At 61.5% G+C, this 20,612-nt stretch carries 17 protein-coding genes; 5 read left to right on the top strand and 12 right to left on the bottom strand.

The window, feature by feature from the left end; translation table 11 throughout:
- The first annotated feature begins 47 nt into the window (after positions 1-47).
- Together ygfZ and CJEIK_RS01905 are read left to right on the top strand one after the other, a co-directional pair.
- Positions 48-1,280, top strand: coding sequence for a CAF17-like 4Fe-4S cluster assembly/insertion protein YgfZ (ygfZ, locus tag CJEIK_RS01910; RefSeq protein WP_005296644.1), 1,233 nt, complete (start codon positions 48-50; stop codon positions 1,278-1,280).
- A 223-nt stretch (positions 1,281-1,503) separates the two neighbouring features.
- Complete coding sequence (locus CJEIK_RS01905) at positions 1,504-1,758, top strand: DUF3073 domain-containing protein (RefSeq protein WP_005296647.1); 255 nt, start codon at positions 1,504-1,506, stop codon at positions 1,756-1,758.
- An 86-nt stretch (positions 1,759-1,844) separates the two neighbouring features.
- Here CJEIK_RS01905 and purM read toward each other — a convergent pair whose 3' ends face one another.
- The 3 genes from purM to CJEIK_RS01890 all read right to left on the bottom strand — a co-directional run bounded on the left by purM (position 1,845) and on the right by CJEIK_RS01890 (position 4,926).
- Positions 1,845-2,936, bottom strand: coding sequence for a phosphoribosylformylglycinamidine cyclo-ligase (purM, locus tag CJEIK_RS01900; protein ID WP_005296650.1), 1,092 nt, complete (start codon positions 2,934-2,936; stop codon positions 1,845-1,847).
- 26 nt (positions 2,937-2,962) lie between these two features.
- Positions 2,963-4,435: an amidophosphoribosyltransferase gene (purF, locus tag CJEIK_RS01895; protein ID WP_005296652.1), complete on the bottom strand. Its 1,473-nt coding sequence runs from the start codon at positions 4,433-4,435 to the stop codon at positions 2,963-2,965.
- Positions 4,436-4,545: 110 nt separating this feature from the next.
- Positions 4,546-4,926, bottom strand: coding sequence for a sterol carrier family protein (locus CJEIK_RS01890; protein WP_050760846.1), 381 nt, complete (start codon positions 4,924-4,926; stop codon positions 4,546-4,548).
- A gap of 133 nt (positions 4,927-5,059) precedes the next feature.
- On the opposite strand from CJEIK_RS01890, the gene CJEIK_RS01885 reads away from it, so the two are divergent.
- Entirely contained in the window at positions 5,060-6,115 is a 1,056-nt protein-coding gene (locus CJEIK_RS01885; RefSeq protein ID WP_005296657.1) for an acyl-CoA thioesterase, read from the top strand.
- Between the two features lie 102 nt (positions 6,116-6,217).
- Here CJEIK_RS01885 and purL read toward each other — a convergent pair whose 3' ends face one another.
- The 5 genes from purL to CJEIK_RS01860 form a co-directional block, all read right to left on the bottom strand.
- Positions 6,218-8,647 carry a phosphoribosylformylglycinamidine synthase subunit PurL gene (gene purL, locus CJEIK_RS01880; protein WP_005296659.1) on the bottom strand — a complete coding sequence of 810 codons (2,430 nt, stop codon included), beginning with the start codon at positions 8,645-8,647 and terminating at the stop codon, positions 6,218-6,220.
- Positions 8,648-8,679: 32 nt separating this feature from the next.
- Positions 8,680-9,351: a phosphoribosylformylglycinamidine synthase subunit PurQ gene (gene purQ, locus CJEIK_RS01875; protein ID WP_005296661.1), complete on the bottom strand. Its 672-nt coding sequence runs from the start codon at positions 9,349-9,351 to the stop codon at positions 8,680-8,682.
- Entirely contained in the window at positions 9,352-9,627 is a 276-nt protein-coding gene (purS, locus tag CJEIK_RS01870; RefSeq protein WP_005296664.1) for a phosphoribosylformylglycinamidine synthase subunit PurS, read from the bottom strand.
- A gap of 81 nt (positions 9,628-9,708) precedes the next feature.
- Positions 9,709-10,452 carry a DUF2334 domain-containing protein gene (locus tag CJEIK_RS01865; RefSeq protein ID WP_005296665.1) on the bottom strand — a complete coding sequence of 248 codons (744 nt, stop codon included), beginning with the start codon at positions 10,450-10,452 and terminating at the stop codon, positions 9,709-9,711.
- An 88-nt stretch (positions 10,453-10,540) separates the two neighbouring features.
- Complete coding sequence (locus tag CJEIK_RS01860) at positions 10,541-12,769, bottom strand: S9 family peptidase (RefSeq protein ID WP_005296667.1); 2,229 nt, start codon at positions 12,767-12,769, stop codon at positions 10,541-10,543.
- Positions 12,770-13,153: 384 nt separating this feature from the next.
- Between CJEIK_RS01860 and CJEIK_RS01855 the strand changes: the two genes are divergently transcribed.
- Together CJEIK_RS01855 and CJEIK_RS01850 are read left to right on the top strand one after the other, a co-directional pair.
- A complete protein-coding gene (locus CJEIK_RS01855; protein WP_115597294.1) occupies positions 13,154-14,362 on the top strand; it encodes an IS110 family RNA-guided transposase in 1,209 nt (402 codons plus the stop codon).
- Between the two features lie 385 nt (positions 14,363-14,747).
- Complete coding sequence (locus CJEIK_RS01850) at positions 14,748-15,959, top strand: IS110 family RNA-guided transposase (protein WP_115597295.1); 1,212 nt, start codon at positions 14,748-14,750, stop codon at positions 15,957-15,959.
- 122 nt (positions 15,960-16,081) lie between these two features.
- On the opposite strand, the gene CJEIK_RS01845 is transcribed toward CJEIK_RS01850, so the two are convergent.
- The 4 genes from CJEIK_RS01845 to CJEIK_RS01830 form a co-directional block, all read right to left on the bottom strand.
- Positions 16,082-16,975 (bottom strand): phosphoribosylaminoimidazolesuccinocarboxamide synthase, encoded by an 894-nt coding sequence (locus CJEIK_RS01845; protein WP_005296670.1) that lies wholly within the window; start codon positions 16,973-16,975, stop codon positions 16,082-16,084.
- 111 nt (positions 16,976-17,086) lie between these two features.
- Positions 17,087-18,517, bottom strand: a complete 1,431-nt coding sequence (purB, locus tag CJEIK_RS01840) for an adenylosuccinate lyase (protein WP_034965361.1) — start codon at positions 18,515-18,517, stop codon at positions 17,087-17,089.
- Between the two features lie 29 nt (positions 18,518-18,546).
- Entirely contained in the window at positions 18,547-19,206 is a 660-nt protein-coding gene (locus CJEIK_RS01835; protein ID WP_005296674.1) for a potassium channel family protein, read from the bottom strand.
- Positions 19,199-20,563 (bottom strand): TrkH family potassium uptake protein, encoded by a 1,365-nt coding sequence (locus CJEIK_RS01830; protein ID WP_050760847.1) that lies wholly within the window; start codon positions 20,561-20,563, stop codon positions 19,199-19,201. Before CJEIK_RS01830 ends, CJEIK_RS01835 begins: the two co-directional genes overlap by 8 nt.
- Positions 20,564-20,612: the final 49 nt, after the last annotated feature.

Raw genomic sequence — 20,612 nt, 5'->3', positions numbered from 1 at the left:
CCCAATAGAGCGCCGCTATTGGCACGCCAAGCCCACCCCGTCCTACGATGGGTTGTGTGTTTGATCTGACTCACAGCCCGATCCTCGACCACGCACCTAGCGCCAGCGCGCTGTCTGGCCGCGAGGCCACCGAAGCTCAGAGCACCGCCACCGCCTGGCACTACGGCAACCCTCTCACCGAACAATCCAGGGTCGGCGATGGCAAGCCCGGCCTTGTGGACTTCTGGGATCGAGTGGCAATCCGCGTTTCGGGGCCGGAGCGCCGCGATTGGCTCAACAACCTGATCTCCCAGAAAGTCAACGCGATCGAGCCCGGCCAGGCTACCTTCGGGCTGATCCTCGACGTTAAGGGCCACGTTGAGCACTTCTTCGGCATCCTCGCCACCGAGGACGCGCTGATCCTCGACACACCAGCCACCCACGCCGATGCACTCGAGGATTATCTGAGCAAGATGGTTTTCTGGTCGCAGGTCTCCGTCGAGCGCCTGCCGTGGGCGCGGCTCACGGTGATTGGCACGGACCTCGCCACGGATTCTTCGCTCTTTACCTATGACGCCACCTCCTCCGCCGCCCTGCCCGCTCAGTTGAAGATCAACGTGCCAGAAAATATAGATCTGCAACTATGGAGGACCGGAACTATCGGCGAACTCCAGGCTCTCGACCTGTGGGTTTCCCGCGAGGGTTTCACCCGCTCCTGGGACGAGCTAAACAACATCGCCCAGCCCACCGGGCGCATGGCCTACGACGCATTCCGCGTGCAGGCACGCCAGCCAGTGCTGGGTGTGGATACCGACGATCGTGCTATCCCCCACGAGATTCCCGCCTTCATTGGCAGGGGAATCAGCGGCGCCACCCAACTAGACGATGTCTCCGCGGGCCCCACCGAGGCCGCCGTGCACTTGAACAAAGGTTGCTACCGAGGGCAGGAGACGGTATCCAGAGTGCATAATCTGGGCAAATCTCCACGCGTGTTGGTAATGCTGCAGCTGGACGGGTCCGCCAACCGACTGCCCGAAGTAGGTGCCGAACTTACTGCAGGGGGTCGCGCAATCGGCCGCGTCGGGTCCAGCGTGCACGACTGCGACTACGGACCGATCGCGCTGGCTTTGGTGAAGCGCAATGTGGTGGAGAAGTTGGCGTCCAAAAATAGCGACGTCCCCCCGCTACTCGCTGATGGGATCGACGCATCGATTGATCCCAGCGACCTTGCCAATGCGGATCAAGACGACGCGATCCGACCGGGTCGCGCCGCGATCAACCGCCTGCGCGGGAAAAATTAGAAAACCTCACTTTGGCTCAACCCCCTTCTCATAGCCTTAACAGCGCAGGTCATAGGGGAATTCAATGTGAAAGCTCCCGCGCCTGCGAACCCTGTGGGAGGGGGCTTTTGGGAAAAAATGATTGGTACCCGCTATGGTGTAGGGCAGGAAGAAACTTAACTTGTAAACGAAAAGGGTGGCCGAACTCCCGCGCCACTCGAGGACACCGCAAGGGGGTCAGGCCATGGGTCGCGGCCGTGCCAAGGCAAAGCAAGCCAAGGTTGCTCGTCAGTTGAAGTACAACGCTCCGGAGATGGATCTGGAGAGGCTACAGAGGGAACTCTCTGGCCAGTCGCAGAACCGGGGGTCCGGTTCCCGCGGCGATACCGAGTACGACGACTACGAGGATGACTACAGCGATTACGCTGCAGATTACGACGACTACAGCGACGATTACGCCGACGACTACGAGGACAAATACTCTAACGGGTCGCGGTAAAAGCCAACCTATTCAGTAGAAAAACTCCCGCAGCTAGTGCTTTTGAAAAGCACAGCTGCGGGAGTTTTTCTTAACCTGAGCCCGTTTTAGTTCACCGGGCTGCGGTACTCGCCATCCAGGACCGCGCCGGACTGTCCATCCTGTGCTGGGCGGACCTCGCCCAGACGCCAGGCATCGATGTGGCGGGCGGTCAGCATCGCGAGTGCGCGCTCGGCATCGTCCTCAGCGACGACGGCGACCATGCCTACGCCCATGTTGAAGGTTTTCTCCATCTCCTCCTGCGAGACCTGACCTTCCTCCTGAATCAGACGGAAGATCGGGCCGGGGGTCCAGGAGGAACGCTCTAGCTCTGCGACCAGTCCGTCCGGGATCACGCGCCCCAGGTTGGCGGCCAGGCCACCGCCGGTGATGTGGGCGAAGGTGTGAACGTCACACTCGCTGGCTAGCTTCAGGCAATCGAGGGCGTAGATACGGGTCGGCTCCAGCAGCTCCTCCCCCAGTGTGCGACCGAGGGAGTCGATGTGGCCGTCCAGCGGCAGTTGCTTGGTATCCAGCAGCACGTGGCGCGCCAGAGAGTAACCGTTGGAGTGCAGGCCGGAAGAAGCCATGGCGATCACCACGTCACCCGGGCGCACGCGATCCGGCCCCAGCAAGTTCGCCTCTTCGACCACGCCGACGGAAGTGGCGGAGACGTCGTACTCGTGAGGCTCCATCACGCCGGGGTGCTCGGCAGTCTCGCCTCCCAGCAGCGCACAACCGGCTTCCTCGCAGCCCGCGGCGATGCCGGCGACGATGCTGGCAACGTGCTCGGGCACAACCTTGCCGATAGCGATGTAATCCTGCAGGAATAGCGGCTCGGCACCGCAAACCACCAGGTCATCCACGCACATCGCAACCAGATCGCGGCCGATCGTGTCGTGCTTATCCATCGCCTGGGCGACCGCCAGCTTGGTACCCACACCGTCGGAGGACGCAGCCAACAACGGCTTCTCATAATCACCCAGTGCGAACAGGCCGGCGAAGCCACCGAGCCCGCCGCGCACCTCGGGGCGGGTGGCCTTCTTGGCCAGGGGCGCGAAAAGCTCTACCGCGCGATCGCCGGCCTCAATGTCTACACCGGCAGCGGCGTACGATGCGCCCTCTGCCTGCTTCGGGGAGTTATCGGGGTGCTCACTCATGGCTTGTCCTTGCTTTCTAAGCTTTCTTAATTCTTCGCCTGCTGCTTCAGCATCGTTTCTACCAACGCCGCGTTCGGGTCGTCGCTCGGCATGCCCAGCGGGAACACACCGTCGAAGCACGCCGCGCACAGCTCCTCGCTGCTTTGTTGTGACGCCTCTACCATCGCCTCGGTCGAGACGAATGCTAGGGAGTCCGCGTCGATCTCCCGGCGAATGCCCTCCACCGGGTCCGAGGGATCAACATTATTCGCAATCAGCTCGGTGGGCGAGGCGAAGTCGATGCCGTAGAAACACGGCCACTTTACGGGTGGCGAGGCGATGCGGACGTGCACTTCCTTCGCCCCGGCCTCGCGCAGCATCTTAATCAGCGCACGCTGGGTGTTGCCGCGGACAATAGAATCATCCACCACCACCAGGCGCTTGCCCTCAATGACCTCGCGCAGCGGGTTCAACTTCAACCGGATACCCAGCTGGCGAATAGTCTGCGACGGCTGGATGAAGGTACGCCCCACGTAGGCGTTCTTCATCAACCCCTGACCGAAGGGAATGCGCGAAGCCTGGGCATAGCCCACGGCTGCAGGCGTGCCGGACTCCGGCACGGGAATCACCAGGTCGCCCTCAGCCGGGGCCTCCTCGGCTAGCTTTCGGCCAATCTCCAGGCGGGTGCCATTCACCGACCGACCACGAATCACTGAATCGGGACGGGCCAAGTAGACGTACTCGAATACGCAACCCTTGTGCTTGGTCTCTGCGAATCGGCGAGAACGCACACCATCACCGTCGATGGCCACCAGCTCGCCCGGCTCCACGTCACGGACGAAGCGGGCGCCCACGATATCCAAGGCCGCGGTTTCGGAAGCGACAACCCAGCCGCCACCGGCCAGCTGACCGATAGACAACGGACGCACACCCTGCGGGTCACGGACAGCGTACAGTGCGTCACCGTCGGTAAACAGCACGCAGAAAGCACCCTTGACCTTCGGGAATAGCTCCATGGCTGCTTCCTCTACGCCATGACCTTCACGGGTCTCGGCGGCCAGTAGGGCGCACATGACCAGCGAATCTGAGGGGTTTTCCTTCGGGTCAACCAGACCCAACCGAGCGGCCTCTTGAGTGAGCTCCCGGTGGTTCACCAGGTTGCCGTTGTGGCCCAGAGCCACGTCGGTTCCATCGGGAGCCATGCGGAACATGGGTTGCGCATTCTCCCAGCTATTACCGCCGGCAGTGGTGTAGCGGTTGTGTCCCATGCCAATGTGCCCCTTGAGGGCTTCGAGCGACTGCTCGTCGAACACCTGGCTGACCAAACCCAGATCCTTAAACACGACGATCTGGTCGCCGTCGCCCACTGCGATACCCGCGGCCTCCTGGCCGCGGTGCTGCAGTGCGTACAGGCCGTAGTACGTCAGCTTGGAAACGTCCTCCCCCGGTGCCCATACCCCGAATACGCCACATTCCTCCCGGGGCTCGGTCTCACCCCGGTCGTCGAACGGGCTCAGCAACGGTTCTGTCTCTGTTTGTTTTCTCTGGCCTTGAATGTTTGCCACTATGCCGACTCTACTAGCCCATCCGCACTAACCCAAAGGGGTGCCCTTTCGCTGACTAAGCGAGCTCAAATTTTAAACAGTGGAAGGTGCTCAGCGACGGCGGAAGCGCGGGTTCCGGAGGTGTCGGCGTCCGAACCCAAAAGATCCTCGGCCCCCACAACCAGGCGCAGCCACGTAATCGGCGAACACTGCACCACATTCGGCGGGGTGCCACGACGATGCTCCAGACCAGCGATGCACTGGATCGCCGTGAAGGGGGGAACCCGCACCTCAACGGAATGGCCAGGAGCCAGTTCCTCCAAGACAGCCGCAGACAGGCGAACCGCCGCAGCTACTTCGGCGCGCGGGGGACGGGGCTGCCCTGTGGGATGCTTTACCCAGGGCAACACCGCTTCAACTGCGCTGCGAGCAGCGGCTGACAGTTCCGGGCCGTGTAAACGCTTCATGCCTGAAAACTGTACTGCTGAAATAGTAGTGCTATATCGAACACCGAAGTGTAGGGCGCGTTAGTATTGGGAAGTTGAACACTAAAGAAGTACAGGGACTCTAGTACAGGGAATTTAAGGAAGGCAGCGACCCGTGGCGGACAGCGCAGAAAACACCACCCCCAGCGAGCACAATGCATCTGACGACACGGCGAAGGCTCCCCCAGAGCGCAGCCCAAAGGTGACGCTGCGCTTCCTCGCCGCACCGACGGACGTGCTGATGGCCGGAGCGATGGGCGTGCACGGTGGCCGTGTACTGGAGTGGATCGATAAGGCCGCCTATGCCTGTGCCGTCGGCTGGGCCCAGTCTTATTGTGTGACCGCTTACGTGGGCCACATCCACTTCACTCGCCCAATCCCCTCGGGCCACATGGTGGAGGTCCGCAGCCGCATTGCATACACCGGCCGCAGCTCCATGCACATCGTCAACGAGGTGCTATCCGCAGATCCGCGCGAGGGCGTGTTCACCCGTGCCTGCGACTGCCTGGTGATCTTCGTTGCCTTGGACGAAAACGGTAAGTCCAAGCAAATCCCCTCCTACGTTCCGACGACCGACGAGGAAAAGCGCGTAGAAGATGCCGCGCTTTCCCGCATTCAGCTGCGCAAGGCCATCGAAGAGGAGATGCTGCGCCAGACCTACACTGACAAGTCCACCGCTCCGGAGCTGGTGAACCGCTTCCTGGCGAAGCCAACGGACGTGAACTGGGGTGGCAACGTCCACGGCGGAACCGCCATGGAATGGATCGACGAGGCGGCCACCGCTTGCACGATGCAGTGGACCGGCGAGCGCACCACTGCGGTGTACGCCGGTGGTATTCGCTTCTACCGTCCGGTGCACATCGGCGACCTCGTGGAGGTGGACGCACGCCTGGTGCGCACCGACGAGCGTTCGATGACAGTGATGGTGCACCTGCGCGCTGGCGACCCGCGCGAGGGCAAGGGCAACCTGCCGGTAGCTATTCACGCGTCCATGACGTACATCGCCATCGACCTGGATGGTAACCCGCTGCAAGCCCGCAAGTACACGCCGGTGACCAGCGAAGATAAGCGTCTGGAGGAGCACGCCTCCACGCTGCGTAACCTGCGCAAGGAGTTCCTGCCGCGGCCGTTGGTTAGCCCCAGCAACCGCGATTTCCGCTTCGTAGAGTAAAGCCTGCCGCTGCGTTTAAGCACAGCAAAAGGGGCTCGCGACCATCCCGGTCGCGGGACCCTTTCTCCGTTCTAGCTCTTCAGTGCCTTACTCTTCGGCACCTTAGATGACGGAGTTATTCCCTGCCGCGTGGCTGAACAGCGCAGGCAGCGTGGACTTCCACGCATTCTCGGCTGCTTCCAGGGCAATGACGACGTCGAAGTCTTCATCGTGTTCCTTGGCCGGGTCGAGCTCGACCTCCCCGCCGAAAGGAAGCGCCGGGTATACGCCGGAGCCGAAGCGAATGACCGGCTGATCTGCCGCGTCGTTAACGCCGGTCAGGCCGATCCAGCCACCGGTCAGGCCGGTCTCGGCCAGAGCGCGCATCAGGTCGCCGTAGTCCTCGCTGCTTACGGCCAGCAGCACGCGAGAAGCGGTCTCGGAGAACAGCCCCACCGCTGCCTGCTGTGCCAGCGTGCGGCCTTCCACTACGGCGGACTCGTGCTGACTGAGCATCGGATTGATGGCTACTCCGCGGCCGGACTGGATTGCCAGCTCCACGACGGCCTGCGACAGGCCGCCCTCGGAAAGGTCGTGGGCTGCGACGATCTTGTCGCGCTGATCGGTGATGAAAGCACCCAGGCGCTGCTCCACGGACAGATCCACCTGCGGCGGCATGCCGGCCAGTTCGTCGTGAACGACCTGCTGCCAAATGGAGCCGCCGAGCTCCTCGCGGGTCTCCGCACCCACCAGAACCAGGTGGTACTCCTCCTGCTTCTCCCCCTCGGCAGCTGGCTTCGGCAGCTGCTGTGGGATTCGGTGGGCGCAGTCGTCGATGGTGCCCAGCACTGCGATGACTGGGGTCGGCAGAATAGCGGTATCGCCGGTCTGGTTGTAGAAGGAGACGTTACCGCCGGTAACCGGGATGCCCATCTCCTTACAGCCATCGGCGAGGCCATGCACGGCCTCACGGAACTGCCACATCACGCCCGGGTCTTCCGGGGAACCGAAGTTCAGGCAATTGGAGACTGCCACAGGGGTGGAGCCCGTGATGGAGACGTTGCGGTAGGCCTCAGCCAGCGCCAGCTGTGCGCCAGTGCGGGGATCCAAGCGGGTGTAACGGCCAGAGGCGTCGGTAGAAACGGCGATGCCGCGACCGGTCTCCTCGTCGATGCGTAGCACGCCCGCGTCCGCGTCCTTGGCCGCGACGGTGTTGCCGCGCACGTAACGGTCGTACTGCTCGGTGATGAACTCGCGGGAGCACAGCGCCGGGGAGGCCGCCAGGTCCAGGATCTGTTGACGGACCTCCTGGGAGGTCTCCGGCAACTCCACGCCGCGGGGCTCGTTCAGCTCGTCCTGCTCCGCCGGGCGCTCGTAGGGGCGCTCGTAGACCGGGCCTTCTTCGGCCATGGTGTGTGCCGAAGCGTCCACCACAATCTCGCCGCAGTGCTCGATGACGAGGTGCTCGCCATCGGTTACGCAGCCGATGTCGGAGGCCAGCACGTCCCACTTGCGGCAGATTTCCATGAACGCATCCACGTTCTCCGGCTCCACCACGGCGCACATGCGCTCCTGCGACTCGGAGGACAAGATCTCCGCGGCGGTCATGCCCTCAGCGCGCAGGTGCACATTGTCCAGGTTGATGTGCATGCCGCCGTCACCGGCGGAAGCCAGCTCTGCAGTGGCGCAGGAAAGACCAGCGCCACCGAGGTCCTGAATGCCGACGACCACGCCAGCGCGGTACAGGTCCAGGCAGCACTCAATCAGTACCTTCTCCGCGAAGGGGTCGCCCACCTGCACGGCGGGCAGCTTGCGCTCCGCGCCTTCCTCGAAGGTGTCGGAGGCCAGCACGGATACGCCACCGATGCCATCCAGGCCCGTGCGGGAGCCGAAAAGGATCACTCGGTTGCCCTTGCCAGAGGCGAAGGCCAGCTTCAGATCTTCGGTCTTCAAAGTGCCCACGCACAGTGCATTGACCAGCGGGTTACCCGCGTAGGTGGCGTCAAAAACAGTCTCACCGCCGATGTTCGGCAGCCCCAGAGAGTTGCCGTAACCACCCACACCCGCGACCACACCGGGCAGCACGCGCTGAGTATCCGGCAGGTCGGCCGGGCCGAAGCGCAGCTGATCCATCACCGCCACCGGGCGCGCGCCCATTGCCATGATGTCGCGGACGATGCCGCCCACGCCGGTCGCTGCGCCTTGGTAGGGCTCCACGTAGGACGGGTGGTTGTGGGATTCGACCTTGAAGGTCACGGCGTGGCCATCGCCGATGTCGATCACGCCGGCGTTCTCGCCGATACCGGCGAGCATCTTGGACTTCATCTCGTCCGTCGTGGTCTCGCCGAAGTAGCGCAGGTGCGTCTTCGAGGACTTGTACGAGCAGTGCTCAGACCACATCACGGAATACATCGCCAGTTCCGCATCGGTAGGGCGACGGCCCAGGAGTTCCTTGATGCGTGCGTACTCGTCGTCCTTCAGGCCCAGCTCGTGGTACGGCTGCTCCAGATCCGGGTTGGCCTTAGCGTCGGCGACCGTGTCGTTGTGAATCATGGGGATCGGGTGCTCCTTGTAAGAAGAAAAATTTAGGAAACGAGCGTGGACAGGACCGACTGGAACAGACCCAGTCCGTCAAGGGACGGGCCCGTCAGCGTTTCCACTGCGTGCTCTGGGTGTGGCATCAGGCCAACTACGCGGCCGTTTTCGCTGCACACACCGGCGATCGAGTTGCGGGATCCGTTGTGGTTCACGGCGTAGCGGAACACTACGCGACCTTCGCCTTCGAGGCGCTCCAGGGTCTCCTCGCTGGCCTGGAAGCGCCCCTCGCCGTGCTTAGACGGCACCAGGATCTTGGATCCCTCGGCGAACTGGTTGGTCCACGCGGTGGAAGTGTTTTCGACCTCTAGGTAAACATCGCGGCACACAAAGTGCAGGCCCTCGTTACGAGTCAGGGCGCCGGGCAGCAGGCCGGCTTCCTGCAGAATCTGGAAGCCATTGCAGATGCCCAGCACGGGGGTGCCCCGCTCCGCGGCAGCCACTACGGACTTCATGGCCGGGGCGATGGAAGCGATGGCGCCGGCCCGCAGGTAGTCGCCGTAGGAAAAACCGCCGGGCACAACCACAGCGTCAACGTTCTTCAGATCTTCGTCAGCGTGCCACAACTCCACCGGCTCCGCCCCCGCCAGGCGCACGGCGCGCACGGCATCGACGTCATCCAAGGTGCCGGGGAAGGTGATTACTCCGATGCGGCTGGTCACTTACTTTGCCTCCACATCCGCGCCGCCTGCCACGGCTTCTGCACCCTCTACGACTACCTCGTAGTCCTCGATCACGGTGTTGGCCAGCAAGTCGGAGGCGATCTTTTCCAGGTCTTCGCGCGAGACACCCTCGCCGACCTCCAGTTCAAAGCGCTTCCCCTGGCGCACGTCCTCTACCCCACTGATACCGATGCGACCCAGCGCACGGACAACGGCCTGACCCTGCGGGTCGAGGATTTCCTTCTTGGGCATGACGTTGACGACTACACGAGCCATGGCTTCTATATTCTCCCAGCTTTGCGGTATTTTTCGGAAGGTATTTACCGCCCCATGGTAACACTGCGAAGTGGCAGGTTTTTAAGCCACAGATACCTGCTGGCGATCGACGTAGTCGCAGTAGTTCGCTGGCTGGTAGCCACTGTCCCGCAGCAGCTCGAGAATGCGCAGCATATCGCCTGCCACGTCGTCTTTACTAGCCTTCGCCGCGCTGATGGAAAGGCGGATGTCTTTGCCCTTCGCGGCGCTGCGGCGCGCGCTGTTGAGGACGTTGCGACGCCACCATTTCACCGACCCAAACCCATCGCCGAACGCGAGCACACGCACCGGATGGCGCTTGTCATTAGCGAGGTCAGTGAGGTCTCGGATGGTGTACGCATCCGCTGCGACTGCGAACCCCACCTCACTGGCGGCTTGTAGAGCGTCCTCCGACGCCAGCCAACGGGTCGGGGCGAATGCCTTCGGGCTCAACCCGAGAGCATCCAGCTGGCGGGTGGCGGCGGAGAGCCGCAGTGTTGCCTCGTGACGGCCGAGCCGGTGGAACTCCCCCTTGCCGTGCGCCCCGCCCAGCGGCCCCAGCCCGCCGAGCAGCAGCTCGTGGCCGCGGGCAGCAGAATCGTGGATCAGTTCCAGCGCCGCGTGGTCATCCTTCAGCCGCCAGTTCGGCCCCTGCACTGTCAGCACCAAACCGGCGTGCAGGTCCAGCGCCCGCGCTGCATCCCGCATTTTTTCAGCCGCGGTTACTGTGTCTTGACGCAGTCCTGTGATGGTCAACAAAACGCGGGGGGCACGCTGGGCGCTGGGGACGGTCTGTGCGGGGCTCATAGATACTTAGCCTGCACAACATAGGTGAACGGGAGGTAACGCCCGCCCTACATCTGTGCATCGAATTGTTGAAAGCTCTTAGTCCCTGCTAGCCCTTCTCGACCCCACCAGTCACCAGCAGCTCGGTGGCACCCATCTTCTCCAGCTCCCAGGCAGTCTCGAAGGCCGCCTGGCGCCACTTGGCATAGCGACCGGAAACGCCGCCGTGGCCGGCCTCCATGTCGATGCGCAGCAGCGTGTTCTCGGCGCCCACCTCGCGCAACTTGGCCACCCACTTCGCGGGCTCCACATACAGCACGCGGGTATCGTTCAGGCTGGTCACCGCCAGAATCGGCGGGTAGGTCAGGTCGGCCGAGACATTCTCATAAGGCGCGTAGCCCGCCATATAGTCGTAGACCTGCGGGTCGTGGAAGGGATCACCCCACTCGTCCCACTCCGTCACGGTCAGCGGCAGCTCCGGCATGAGCATGCTGGTCAGCGGGTCCACGAAAGGAACAACCGCCTCAATGCCCGCGAAGCGATCCCCCACCATGTTGGCCACCGCACCCATCAACATGCCGCCGGCCGAGCCGCCCTCGGCCACCATCTGTTCGCGGGTGGTCATGCCTTCGCGTAGCAGGTGGTCGGCGACGGCCACAAAGTCCGTGAACGTGTTGCGCTTTTCTAGCCCCTTACCGTGGTCGTACCACAACCGCCCCATCTCTCCGCCCCCGCGAACGTGCGCGATAGCGTAGACCACGCCGCGGTCCAGCATGGACAGCCGGAACAGGGAGAATCCCGGGTCGATGCAGTTCTCGTAGGAACCATAGCCGTACAACAAAACCGGGTTCGCTTGAGTGATGTCCACATCCGTGCGGTGAATCAGAGATACCGGAATGCGCGCGCCATCCTCGGCCTTCACCCACAGCCGCTGCGAGGTGTACTGCGTGGGGTCGAACTCCCGGCCGTCCGGGTCGGCCAGCACCTGCTGCTCCTTGCGCAGGATCTTCTCCCCCGTCGCCAAGTCGATGTCGTAGATCCGCGGCGGTGTCGTGAAGGCAGTGTAGGCCACGCGTAACACTGGGCTCTCCCACTCGCTGTTGCCCACGGCCCCAACCCCGCAGAGTTCCCCGGGGAATTCGATCCGCTCAAACTCGCCGAAGGCCGGGGCGGAAGAGTCGCCGGTCGAGGTGTCGGCGTCACCAAGCTTCATGATGTAGCTGGTCTCCAGCGCATTTTCCCGAGCTTCGAGGACAATGTGGTCGCTGAAGACATCCACGCCCTCCAAGCGCGCATCCTCGCGGTGCGGCACAAGCGCTTGCACGTCGTCCCAGGTGGCAATCTGGCCGGTCGGGTGGTAGCCGAGCTCGCTATTAGCACCGGTCTTGTTATGCAACACCAGCCACAGGTCTTGGCCACCCACAACCGCGTGATCCACCCCGTATTCCACATTGGCCTCGCGCGGGATTACACAGGTCAGCTCGGCATTCGGATTCTCCAGGTCGAGGTACCATACCTCGCTGGTCACCTTTGAACCCGTGTGTACCAGCAGATAGCGCTCGGAGCGGGTGGTTGCCACGCCCGTCCAAAAACGTTCGTCGCCTTCGCGGTACACCAGCTCGTCTTTATCGACGCCCTCACCGATTGTGTGGCGCCAGATCTCGTGCGGTCGCCATGCTTCATCCACGCGCTGGTAGTACACGGTATCCCTGCCTACCCAGGTGGCGCCGTAGAAGACATCCTCGATCTCGTCTTCCAGGTCCTCCCCCGTGGTGAGGTCGCGGATGCGCAGGGTGAAGCGCTCGGAGCCGGTCTCATCCACCGAGTAGGCCAGACGCGTGCCGTCCTTGGTCACGCTAGCAGCGCCCAGGCTGAAGAATTCTTTGCCTTCGGCTAGGGCGTTGCAATCCAGGAAAGCTTCCTCGCCCGGCGCGGGAACTCCCGGTTCGATGGTCGGTGGGGTCCAGTCGTCTTGATCGGCGATGGGAACTCGGCACATGGTGCCATAGCTTTTGCCCTCCTCGGTGCGGGAGAAATACCACCAGCCCTCGGAACGCACGGGTAGGGACATATCCGTCTCCTGCACCCGGGCCTTAACCTCCTCGAACAGGCGGTCTTCCAACGGCTTGAGGTGGGCGGTCTGCTGAGCAGTCCAGGCGTTCTCCGCCTCTAAGTGCTGGCGGACCTCCGCGTTGTCCTTGTCGCGCAGCCACTCGTAGTTATCCACGAACTCGCGGCCGTGGAAGGTGCGAGTGTGGGGTACCTGCTTGGCGACCGGCGGAGCCGCGATTGGGTTGCTAGCTGTCTGAGGCGCGTCGTTATTAGGCATACGCGCCATGCTACTCAGACAGAATTAGTAAGGGGTTGGTAAGGGGTTGGCGAGAGTCGCAGCCCATTACGTTGTTGGCAGTTCCGCTTGAAGGAACTCAGGATTCGTACTCCTAGCCCCATGCTGGGGCAGGTTATGTTTGTCTGCGTTCCTTCTGCCTTGGGGCAGTGGAACTAGTCGCTGGCTTCGGTATGGCTTGTTTTCGTCCCTGTCTGAAAATGATCCGGGGGGTGATGCCGCCGAAGGCAGTGGCATACTCCAGACTGCTAATAGGAACCTGACCCGCACAGAATGTGCGAGGTCTCAAAGTAATGTGGATGCCAGCGTGAAGTATGTCCGACCACCAGCGATGAAATAAGTCCCATACTCATTCAATTCGCTAGGAGGTCTGGCATGACCTACGACTATGTCATCGGCATGGACGTCGGTAAATACTTTCACCACGCTTGCGTCTTAGATATCGACGGCACCCATGTGCTATCTAAGCGCATCAACCAAAACGAAAAATCCCTGCGCGCACTGTTTTCAGCGTTCAGCGCACACGACCACAAGGTCCTTGTCGTCGTGGACCAGCCCAATAACATTGGTCGACTAACTGTCGCGGTTGCTCAAGAACTCGGGATCGACGTGCGCTACCTTCCCGGTTTGGCTATGCGTCAACTCTCGCGCATCCACGCTGGCAATGCCAAAACTGATATCCGGGACGCCTATATCATCGCCCACGCTGCAAAGAACCTTCCGGAATCCCTCCGCAGCGTCGACCGCGTCGAAGAAGCCTTCCTCCAGTTGAAGGTCCTCAACGGTATCGACGAAGATTTAGCGCGCTCCTACACCAGGCTCATCAATCAGATTCGAAGTGCACTAGTAGGCTGCTACCCGCAATTCGAACAGGCCCTTCGCGGTCAGATAATTCACCGCAAGTGGGTTCTGCACCTACTTGCACGCTACGGCGGACCGACCAAGATAAAACGCCTCGGAAAGGCCAAGGCAACTGCCTTCGCTCGACGCTATAAGGCACGCAATCCTGAACCTGTCCTCGATGCCATTTTCGCTGCCATCTCTGAGCAAACAGTTGCCATTGCTGGTGCACACTATGCCGAAATGGGCGTAGCAATGTCGGCGAAGGACGCGCTTTTAAAGCTCGAGCACCGCACACAAATCGAGCAGGAAGTCATCGAGCTCATCAACGACATCCCCCACACTCAAATCCTGCTATCCATGCCAGGAATCGGACCAAAGACGGCAGCACAAATTCTCATGACCGCGGGCGACATGACCGACTTCCCGACAGCTGGGCACCTAGCCTCTTACGCTGGCTTATCACCTCGGACAAACCAGTCCGGGACCTCGATCATGTCGAACTCACTGAACCGAGCCGGCAATAAAAAATTAAAGAACGCCCTATGGCAATCATCTTTTGCATCCATCAGATTCCACGAGCGTTCCCGGCAATTCTATGAACGAAAGCGCCGTGAAGGCAAAAGACACAACGCCGCAGTAGTAGCACTAGCCCGCAGACGACTCAACGTCCTCTACGCCATGATGCGCAACCACGAGCACTACCACGATCCCGCACCATCACAGGAAGACCTAGCAGCCTAGACACTAAGAGTAAAGATAGCCGACCGGGTAAAATCCCAGTCGGCTAGCAGCCATGCCCGAAAACAACACGACCAAACAACCCCGCAGAGAGAATCCGCCCCCAATTTCTCCACCCGCTAGGTTGACAACCTATATAGGAACACCCGTTACCTTGTGAGTGTCCCTGATAATGGGGATAGTCGCTGGTCCCGGTATGGCTTACTTGCCCTGTAGTTTCCATAATCCGGGGGGTGTTGCCGCCGGGTGCCAGGACTTTCGATGACAGCTGATAGGGACACGGCCAGTTTCAAACTAGGTCTCTTTGTAACGTGGGTGCTTGCAACGAAGGTCATGACGCCAGCGACTGGATCAACGCCATACCCATCTCGTTTTCTAGGAGCTCATCATGTCTCCGGAGCATTCCATCGACATATTCCTCGGCCTAGACGTCGGCAAATCTGAACACCACGCCTGCGCCCTAGACCGTGATGGCAACAAGGTCTTCGACAAACCGTTGCCCCAACTCGAATCCGAACTAGCAGGCGTTTTTCACCAGCTTCAGGAGCTTGGCACCGTGCTCGTGATCGTCGACCAACCCAACACCATCGGCGCACTACCAATTGCTGTAGCCCGGGACTGCGGTTGCGAAGTCGGATACCTGCCAGGTCTTGCGATGCGCAAAGCTGCAGATCTCTATCCGGGGCGTGCAAAAACAGACAAACGCGACGCATTCATCATCGCTGACACCGCCCGCACAATGCCCCACACGCTACGTGCCGTCGACCGCAATGATGAGGTACTTTCCGCCCTAAAGATGCTGTCCGGCTTCGATGATGACATCGCCCGCGATTGCACTCGCACTGTCAATCGACTTCGCAGTATCCTCACCCAGATCTATCCCAGCCTGGAACGAGTTTTTGCTGGTAGCACCCTGACTCGCACGCCGATCCTGGATTTATTGATTCATTACAAGGGACCGCAGGGGCTAAAAAGAGCCGGATACCAACGAGTGTTGAACTGGATGATCAAGCACACACGTAAAGACCCCACCCCGCTGGTAGACGACATTTTTGCAGCACTGAAAGCTCAATCAGTCACCGTGCCTGGAAGCGATGCCGCCGAGTTAGTAATTCCTCAACTGGCTGCAAACATCAAGGCCCTCAAAGAGCAACGAAACACCATCGCTGAACAGGTTGAAGAGATGCTCGCTGATTTCCCTCTTTGTGAGGTCTTGATGAGTATGCCCGGAGTCGGCATCAAGACCGCAGCGCAGATCCTTCTTGCGATCGGTGATGGCTCCGACTTCGATAGTGCTGGCCACTTAGCTGCTTATGCTGGAATAGCGCCCGTCACTAGACGATCAGGTTCGTCGATCAGAGGTGAGTTCCCAGCACGGTCAGGCAATAAACGACTGAAAAATGCCTTGTTCTACTCCGCATTCGCGGTTATCCGCAGCCACGAACCGTCACGGCGGTATTACGAACGCAAACGCGCTGAAGGAAAACGCCACAACGCAGCAGTCATCTGCCTGGCACGACGCCGATGCAATGTCATCTACGCGATGCTGAAAAACAAGGAGTTCTTCCGCGAGATCCCGCCACGCCCCGTCGCCGCATAAAGCCCAAAGACGGAGCCGACCAGCACACGCTGGTCGGCTCCTAGGCACGCCTAAGAACCTACTCCCAAGACTGTTCTCGTCAACATCGGCCTAACGCTTGACAAAAACATAGGGACACCCCCCTAGACGCACTGGCCGATCCAGTCGGAGAAGCGTTTGCCGGATAGCTTCTCGTAGGCCTCAATGTAGCGGGAACGGGTGGCCTCCACCACGGAACCCGGCAGCGGCGGCGGGGGCGTGCCCTCGGACTTGTCCCAGCCGGACTTCGGGCCGGTCAGCCAGTTGCGCACGTACTGCTTGTCGAAGCTGGGCTGAACCTTGCCCTCCTCGTAGCCCTCGGCGGGCCAGTAGCGGGAGGAGTCCGGAGTCAGCACTTCATCGGCCAGCACCAGGGTGCCGTCGGCGTCCAGGCCGAACTCGAACTTGGTATCGGCCAGGATCAGGCCACGCTCCTCGGCGATGGCGGCGGCCTTCTTGTAGATCGAGAGGGTGGCCTCGCGCAGCTCGTTGGCGCGCTCCTCCCCCAAAGCTTCGACAACCACATCGAAGCTCACATTCTCGTCGTGGTCACCCAGCTCGGCCTTGGTGGCCGGGGTGAAGATCGGCTCCGGCAGGCGGGAGGCCTCCACCAGCCCCTCGGGCAGCTCCACACCGCACACGCTGCCGGTCTCCTGGTACTCCTTCAGGCCAGAGCCGGTTAGGTAACCACGGGCCACGCATTCGAAGGGGATCATATCCAGCTTCTTACACAACATGGCGCGGCCGAGGACGTACTCGGGGATCCGCTCGTCATCCAACGCGCCGGCAAGGTGGTTGGGGAAATCAATCTCGTCAAAGAAAAAGGCGCTCACGGCAGTGAGCACCCGGCCCTTGTCTGGGATCTCGGTTTCAAGGACGTAGTCGTAGGCACTGATCCGGTCACTGACAACCATCAGCAGGTTGTCTTCGTCGACCTCGTAGATCTCCCGCACTTTACCTGCGGAATGGTGCTCGTACTCGCACAGTTCTGGACGCATGAGTAGACAGTGTAGCCCTGTGCCAGGCATTTGACTATTTGTGGCCGGAACAGTGCGAAACTTCGGCGTTTGCGCAGCTAAAAGAGCACTGGTAGCTGCGCCAGTACACAGCTACAGAATCTCGCCCGGGGTGTACGTTGCGGCCTCCGGGTGGCGGTTCTTAACTTCCTCGATGCGCGCAAGCACGCGGGAAACCTGAGATTCGGCCGCGCCAATGAACGCGTGGCGGTCCGCCAGTGCCTCCTCCAGCTGCGACTCGTCCAGCGGGAAGCGGTCGTCTCCGGCGAGGCGCTGCACCAGATCCTGGTCGCCACCGTTCTCGCGCATGTTCAGCGCCACCGCCACGGCGTGCTCCTTGATCAACTCGTGGGCCGTCTCGCGGCCTACCCCGGCGCGCACGGCTGCCATCAGGATGCGCGTGGTGGCCAGGAACGGCAGGTAGCGCTCGAGCTCGCGGTCGATCATCGCCGGGAAGACTCCGAACTCGTCCAGGACGGTCAGGAAGGTCTCACACATACCGTCGAAGGTGAAGAAGGCGTCTGGAAGGGCAACGCGACGAACCACAGAGCAGAACACGTCGCCCTCGTTCCACTGCGCACCGGCCAGGTCGGTGGCCATGGTCAGGTAGCCGCGCAGCAGCACCTGCATGCCACCCACGCGCTCGCAGGAGCGGGCATTCATCTTGTGCGGCATGGCGGAGGAACCGACCTGCCCCTCCTTGAAGCCCTCCGTGACTGTCTCGTTGCCCGCCATCAGGCGAATCGTCATCGACAGCGAGGACAGGGCGGCGCCGATCTGCGCCAGGGCGCTCAGCGCGTCCATGTCCAGGCTGCGCGGGTAAACCTGACCGACGGAGTCGAAAACGCGGGAGAAGCCCAGGTTCTCGGCGATGGTGCTTTCCAGTGTCGCCAGCTTGGACTCGTCGCCGCCCACCAGGTCCAGCATGTCCTGGCTGGTTCCCATCGGCCCCTTAATGCCACGCAGCGGGTAGCGGCTCAGCAGGTCTTCAATGCGCTCGAGCCCCACCAGCAGCTCATCGGCCGCGGAGGCGAAGCGCTTGCCCAGCGTCGTGGCCTGGGCAGCCACATTGTGCGAGCGTCCGGCCATCACCAGCGACTGGTTCTCCGCCGCACGGCGGCCAATGCGCGCGAGCACGGCGACAGCCTTGTCGCGGGCCAACTGCAGGGAACTAAAGATCTGCAGCTGCTCCACATTCTCAGTCAAGTCGCGGGAGGTCATGCCCTTGTGGATGTGCTCCTGGCCGGCCAGCGCGTTGAATTCCTCAATGCGGGCCTTAACGTCGTGGCGGGTGACCTTCTCGCGCTCGGCAATGGAAGCTAGGTCTACGTTGTCGATGACCTTTTCATAGGCCTCGATAGCCTCGGCCGGGACATCTACCCCGAGGTCGGCTTGGGCCTTCATCACAGAGATCCAGAGCTTGCGCTCCATGATGATCTTGTCCTCCGGAGACCAAATGGCAGTCATCTCCGGAGAGGCGTAACGGTTGGCAAGGACGTTGGAAATATTTTTCTTAGCAGGCACGTCCCTGAGTTTATGCGTCCCGCTGACTTTTAGGAATCTGCGAACTTATCCAGGTCCTTAATGCGCCCCGCGGCAATCACCAAGTCACCGGAGCGGATCACATATCCCGCAGGCGGCGTAGAAAAATGCCCATCTGCCGAACGCACAGCGACGATGGCGATCCCCTGCGGAGTCTCCTCCACCTTGCGGCCGTGCATGTGTAGCGGGGGTGCCAGCTTAGCCATCGCAAAATCGCGGTCGAACTCAATGTATTCCTGCACGTGGCCTGCGATGAGGTGTGCCACACGCCGCCCGGTATCTCTTTCGGGCCTCACCACGTGGTGCACACCGATCTGCGTCAGGATCTTCGCATGTTGCTGGTTGTCTGCCTTCGCCCAGACGTTAGGCACCCCGAGGTCCATCACGGCGGAAGCTGTAAGTAGTGACGCCCCCATGTCTGAACCGATGCCGATTACAACGCGGTGGGCGTCCTGCACCCCGAGCTGGCGCAACGCATCCTGGTCGGTGGTCTCGGCGATGACCGCGTGCGTCAACAGTGGAGCGGCCTTTGTCACTACCGCTTCGTCCACGTCGATACCCAACACCTCCACACCGGACTGCACGAGTTCTTCACCAAGGGCCATGCCGAAGCGGCCCAGACCGATGATGACGACGGGAGGGTTGGTCGGGCGAGATAAGAATTTAGCCAATGAACGGCCTTTCTACTGGGTAGGAATATAGGCGCTGATTAGTACGAGCGGCCAGGGCTGCCACCACGGTGATGGGGCCAATGCGGCCAAGGTACATAAGTACGACCAGCCATATGCGGGCAAAGTCCGGCAGCTCAGGGGTAATGCCCGTGGTCAATCCCACGGTGGCGAAAGCGGAAACGGTTTCGAAGGTGATCTGCTGGGAATCGTACTGCGGCAACAAAAGCTGCAGCGCCATAATTGATCCGCCGACCAGCAGGAAGGCCATCATGAACACCGCCATCGCCTGGCGGACGATGCGCCCCGGAATGCGCCGCCCGGCGACCAGGAGCTGCTCGTCGCCCCGTACCTCGGCGATCAACACCGCCACCAACACTGCGGCGGTCGTCACCTTTACGCCACCCGCAGTGCCGCCCGAACCGCCGCCGATAAACATCAGGAAGTCCGTCAGCATCAGCGAGGACGGGTGCAGTTCCGTCAGGTCCACCGAGTTAAAGCCGGCCGTACGAGAGGAGACGGAGTGGAAGAACGCCGCCTGCAGCGCCGAAAGCGGCGTGAGGCCACGCAGGGCGCCGGTCCACTCCATCAAGGCGAAGCCGACAGTACCTACTACCAGCAGAATCGCGGTACCAGCGAGAGTGAAGATCAAGGTCAGCGACGGTGGACGCTTCACCTTCGAGCGCCGCCGCGCCCGCAGTTCCAGCAGCACGGGGAAGCCCAGACCACCGATGACGATGCCTGCGGCGATGGGCAGGATAATGCCAGCGTCGTTGACGTAGGGAACTAGGTTGTCGGAGCGCAGGCCGAAGCCTGCGTTGTTGAACGCGGAGATCGCGTGAAAGACACCCTCCCATACCGCGGGAAAGAAGCTATAGCCGTAGCCGAAAGCGAAGCGCAGGGTCAGCACAACAGCTATCACCAGTTCGATTCCCAGGGAAAAGCCGATGGTGCCGAGGATGACGGTGCGGATTTCGCCCAGGTCCCTTCCGCGTTGTTCCGCGGCGGCGCGCAGGCGGCCTTTGACGCCCATCTGTCCGGCCAAAACGTAACTCACCACCGTGGCGAGCGTCATGATGCCGAGGCCACCGACCTGAATCAGCAGCATGATTATGACCTGCCCGAAATGGGACCAGTAGGTCGCGGTATCCACGACGGTGAGGCCGGTCAGGCAGGTGGCCGAGGTGGCGGTGAACAGGGCGGTGGTGAACTCCGGGCTCTCCGGCCCACTGCGGGATACGGGCAACAGCAATAGCGCTGTGCCTGCGAGGATAAGCAGCAGGAAACTCACAGAGACCAGCTGCGCGGGGCTGAAACCTTGCCAGCTCCGCTGGCGACGTTCGCCTGGTTGTGCAATCACAAATGGTTACATTAAACCTATTGCCCCAGGCGCGAAACCCTTATGCAAT

It is taken from the genome of Corynebacterium jeikeium (assembly GCF_028609885.1).
Taxonomy (GTDB): Bacteria; Actinomycetota; Actinomycetes; order Mycobacteriales; family Mycobacteriaceae; genus Corynebacterium; species Corynebacterium jeikeium.
This window is presented reverse-complemented; position numbering and strand designations above follow the sequence as displayed.

What these genes read in the sequence shown, in the direction of transcription:
- ygfZ (WP_005296644.1), top strand. Translation starts at nt 48, where the DNA reads ATGGGTTGTGTGTTTGATCTGACTCACAGCCCGATCCTCGACCACGCA.
- CJEIK_RS01905 (WP_005296647.1), top strand. Translation starts at nt 1,504, where the DNA reads ATGGGTCGCGGCCGTGCCAAGGCAAAGCAAGCCAAGGTTGCTCGTCAG.
- purM (WP_005296650.1), bottom strand. Translation starts at nt 2,936, where the DNA reads ATGAGTGAGCACCCCGATAACTCCCCGAAGCAGGCAGAGGGCGCATCG.
- CJEIK_RS01890 (WP_050760846.1), bottom strand. Translation starts at nt 4,926, where the DNA reads ATGAAGCGTTTACACGGCCCGGAACTGTCAGCCGCTGCTCGCAGCGCA.
- purL (WP_005296659.1), bottom strand. Translation starts at nt 8,647, where the DNA reads ATGATTCACAACGACACGGTCGCCGACGCTAAGGCCAACCCGGATCTG.
- purS (WP_005296664.1), bottom strand. Translation starts at nt 9,627, where the DNA reads ATGGCTCGTGTAGTCGTCAACGTCATGCCCAAGAAGGAAATCCTCGAC.
- CJEIK_RS01865 (WP_005296665.1), bottom strand. Translation starts at nt 10,452, where the DNA reads ATGAGCCCCGCACAGACCGTCCCCAGCGCCCAGCGTGCCCCCCGCGTT.
- CJEIK_RS01860 (WP_005296667.1), bottom strand. Translation starts at nt 12,769, where the DNA reads ATGGCGCGTATGCCTAATAACGACGCGCCTCAGACAGCTAGCAACCCA.
- CJEIK_RS01855 (WP_115597294.1), top strand. Translation starts at nt 13,154, where the DNA reads ATGACCTACGACTATGTCATCGGCATGGACGTCGGTAAATACTTTCAC.
- CJEIK_RS01850 (WP_115597295.1), top strand. Translation starts at nt 14,748, where the DNA reads ATGTCTCCGGAGCATTCCATCGACATATTCCTCGGCCTAGACGTCGGC.
- CJEIK_RS01845 (WP_005296670.1), bottom strand. Translation starts at nt 16,975, where the DNA reads ATGCGTCCAGAACTGTGCGAGTACGAGCACCATTCCGCAGGTAAAGTG.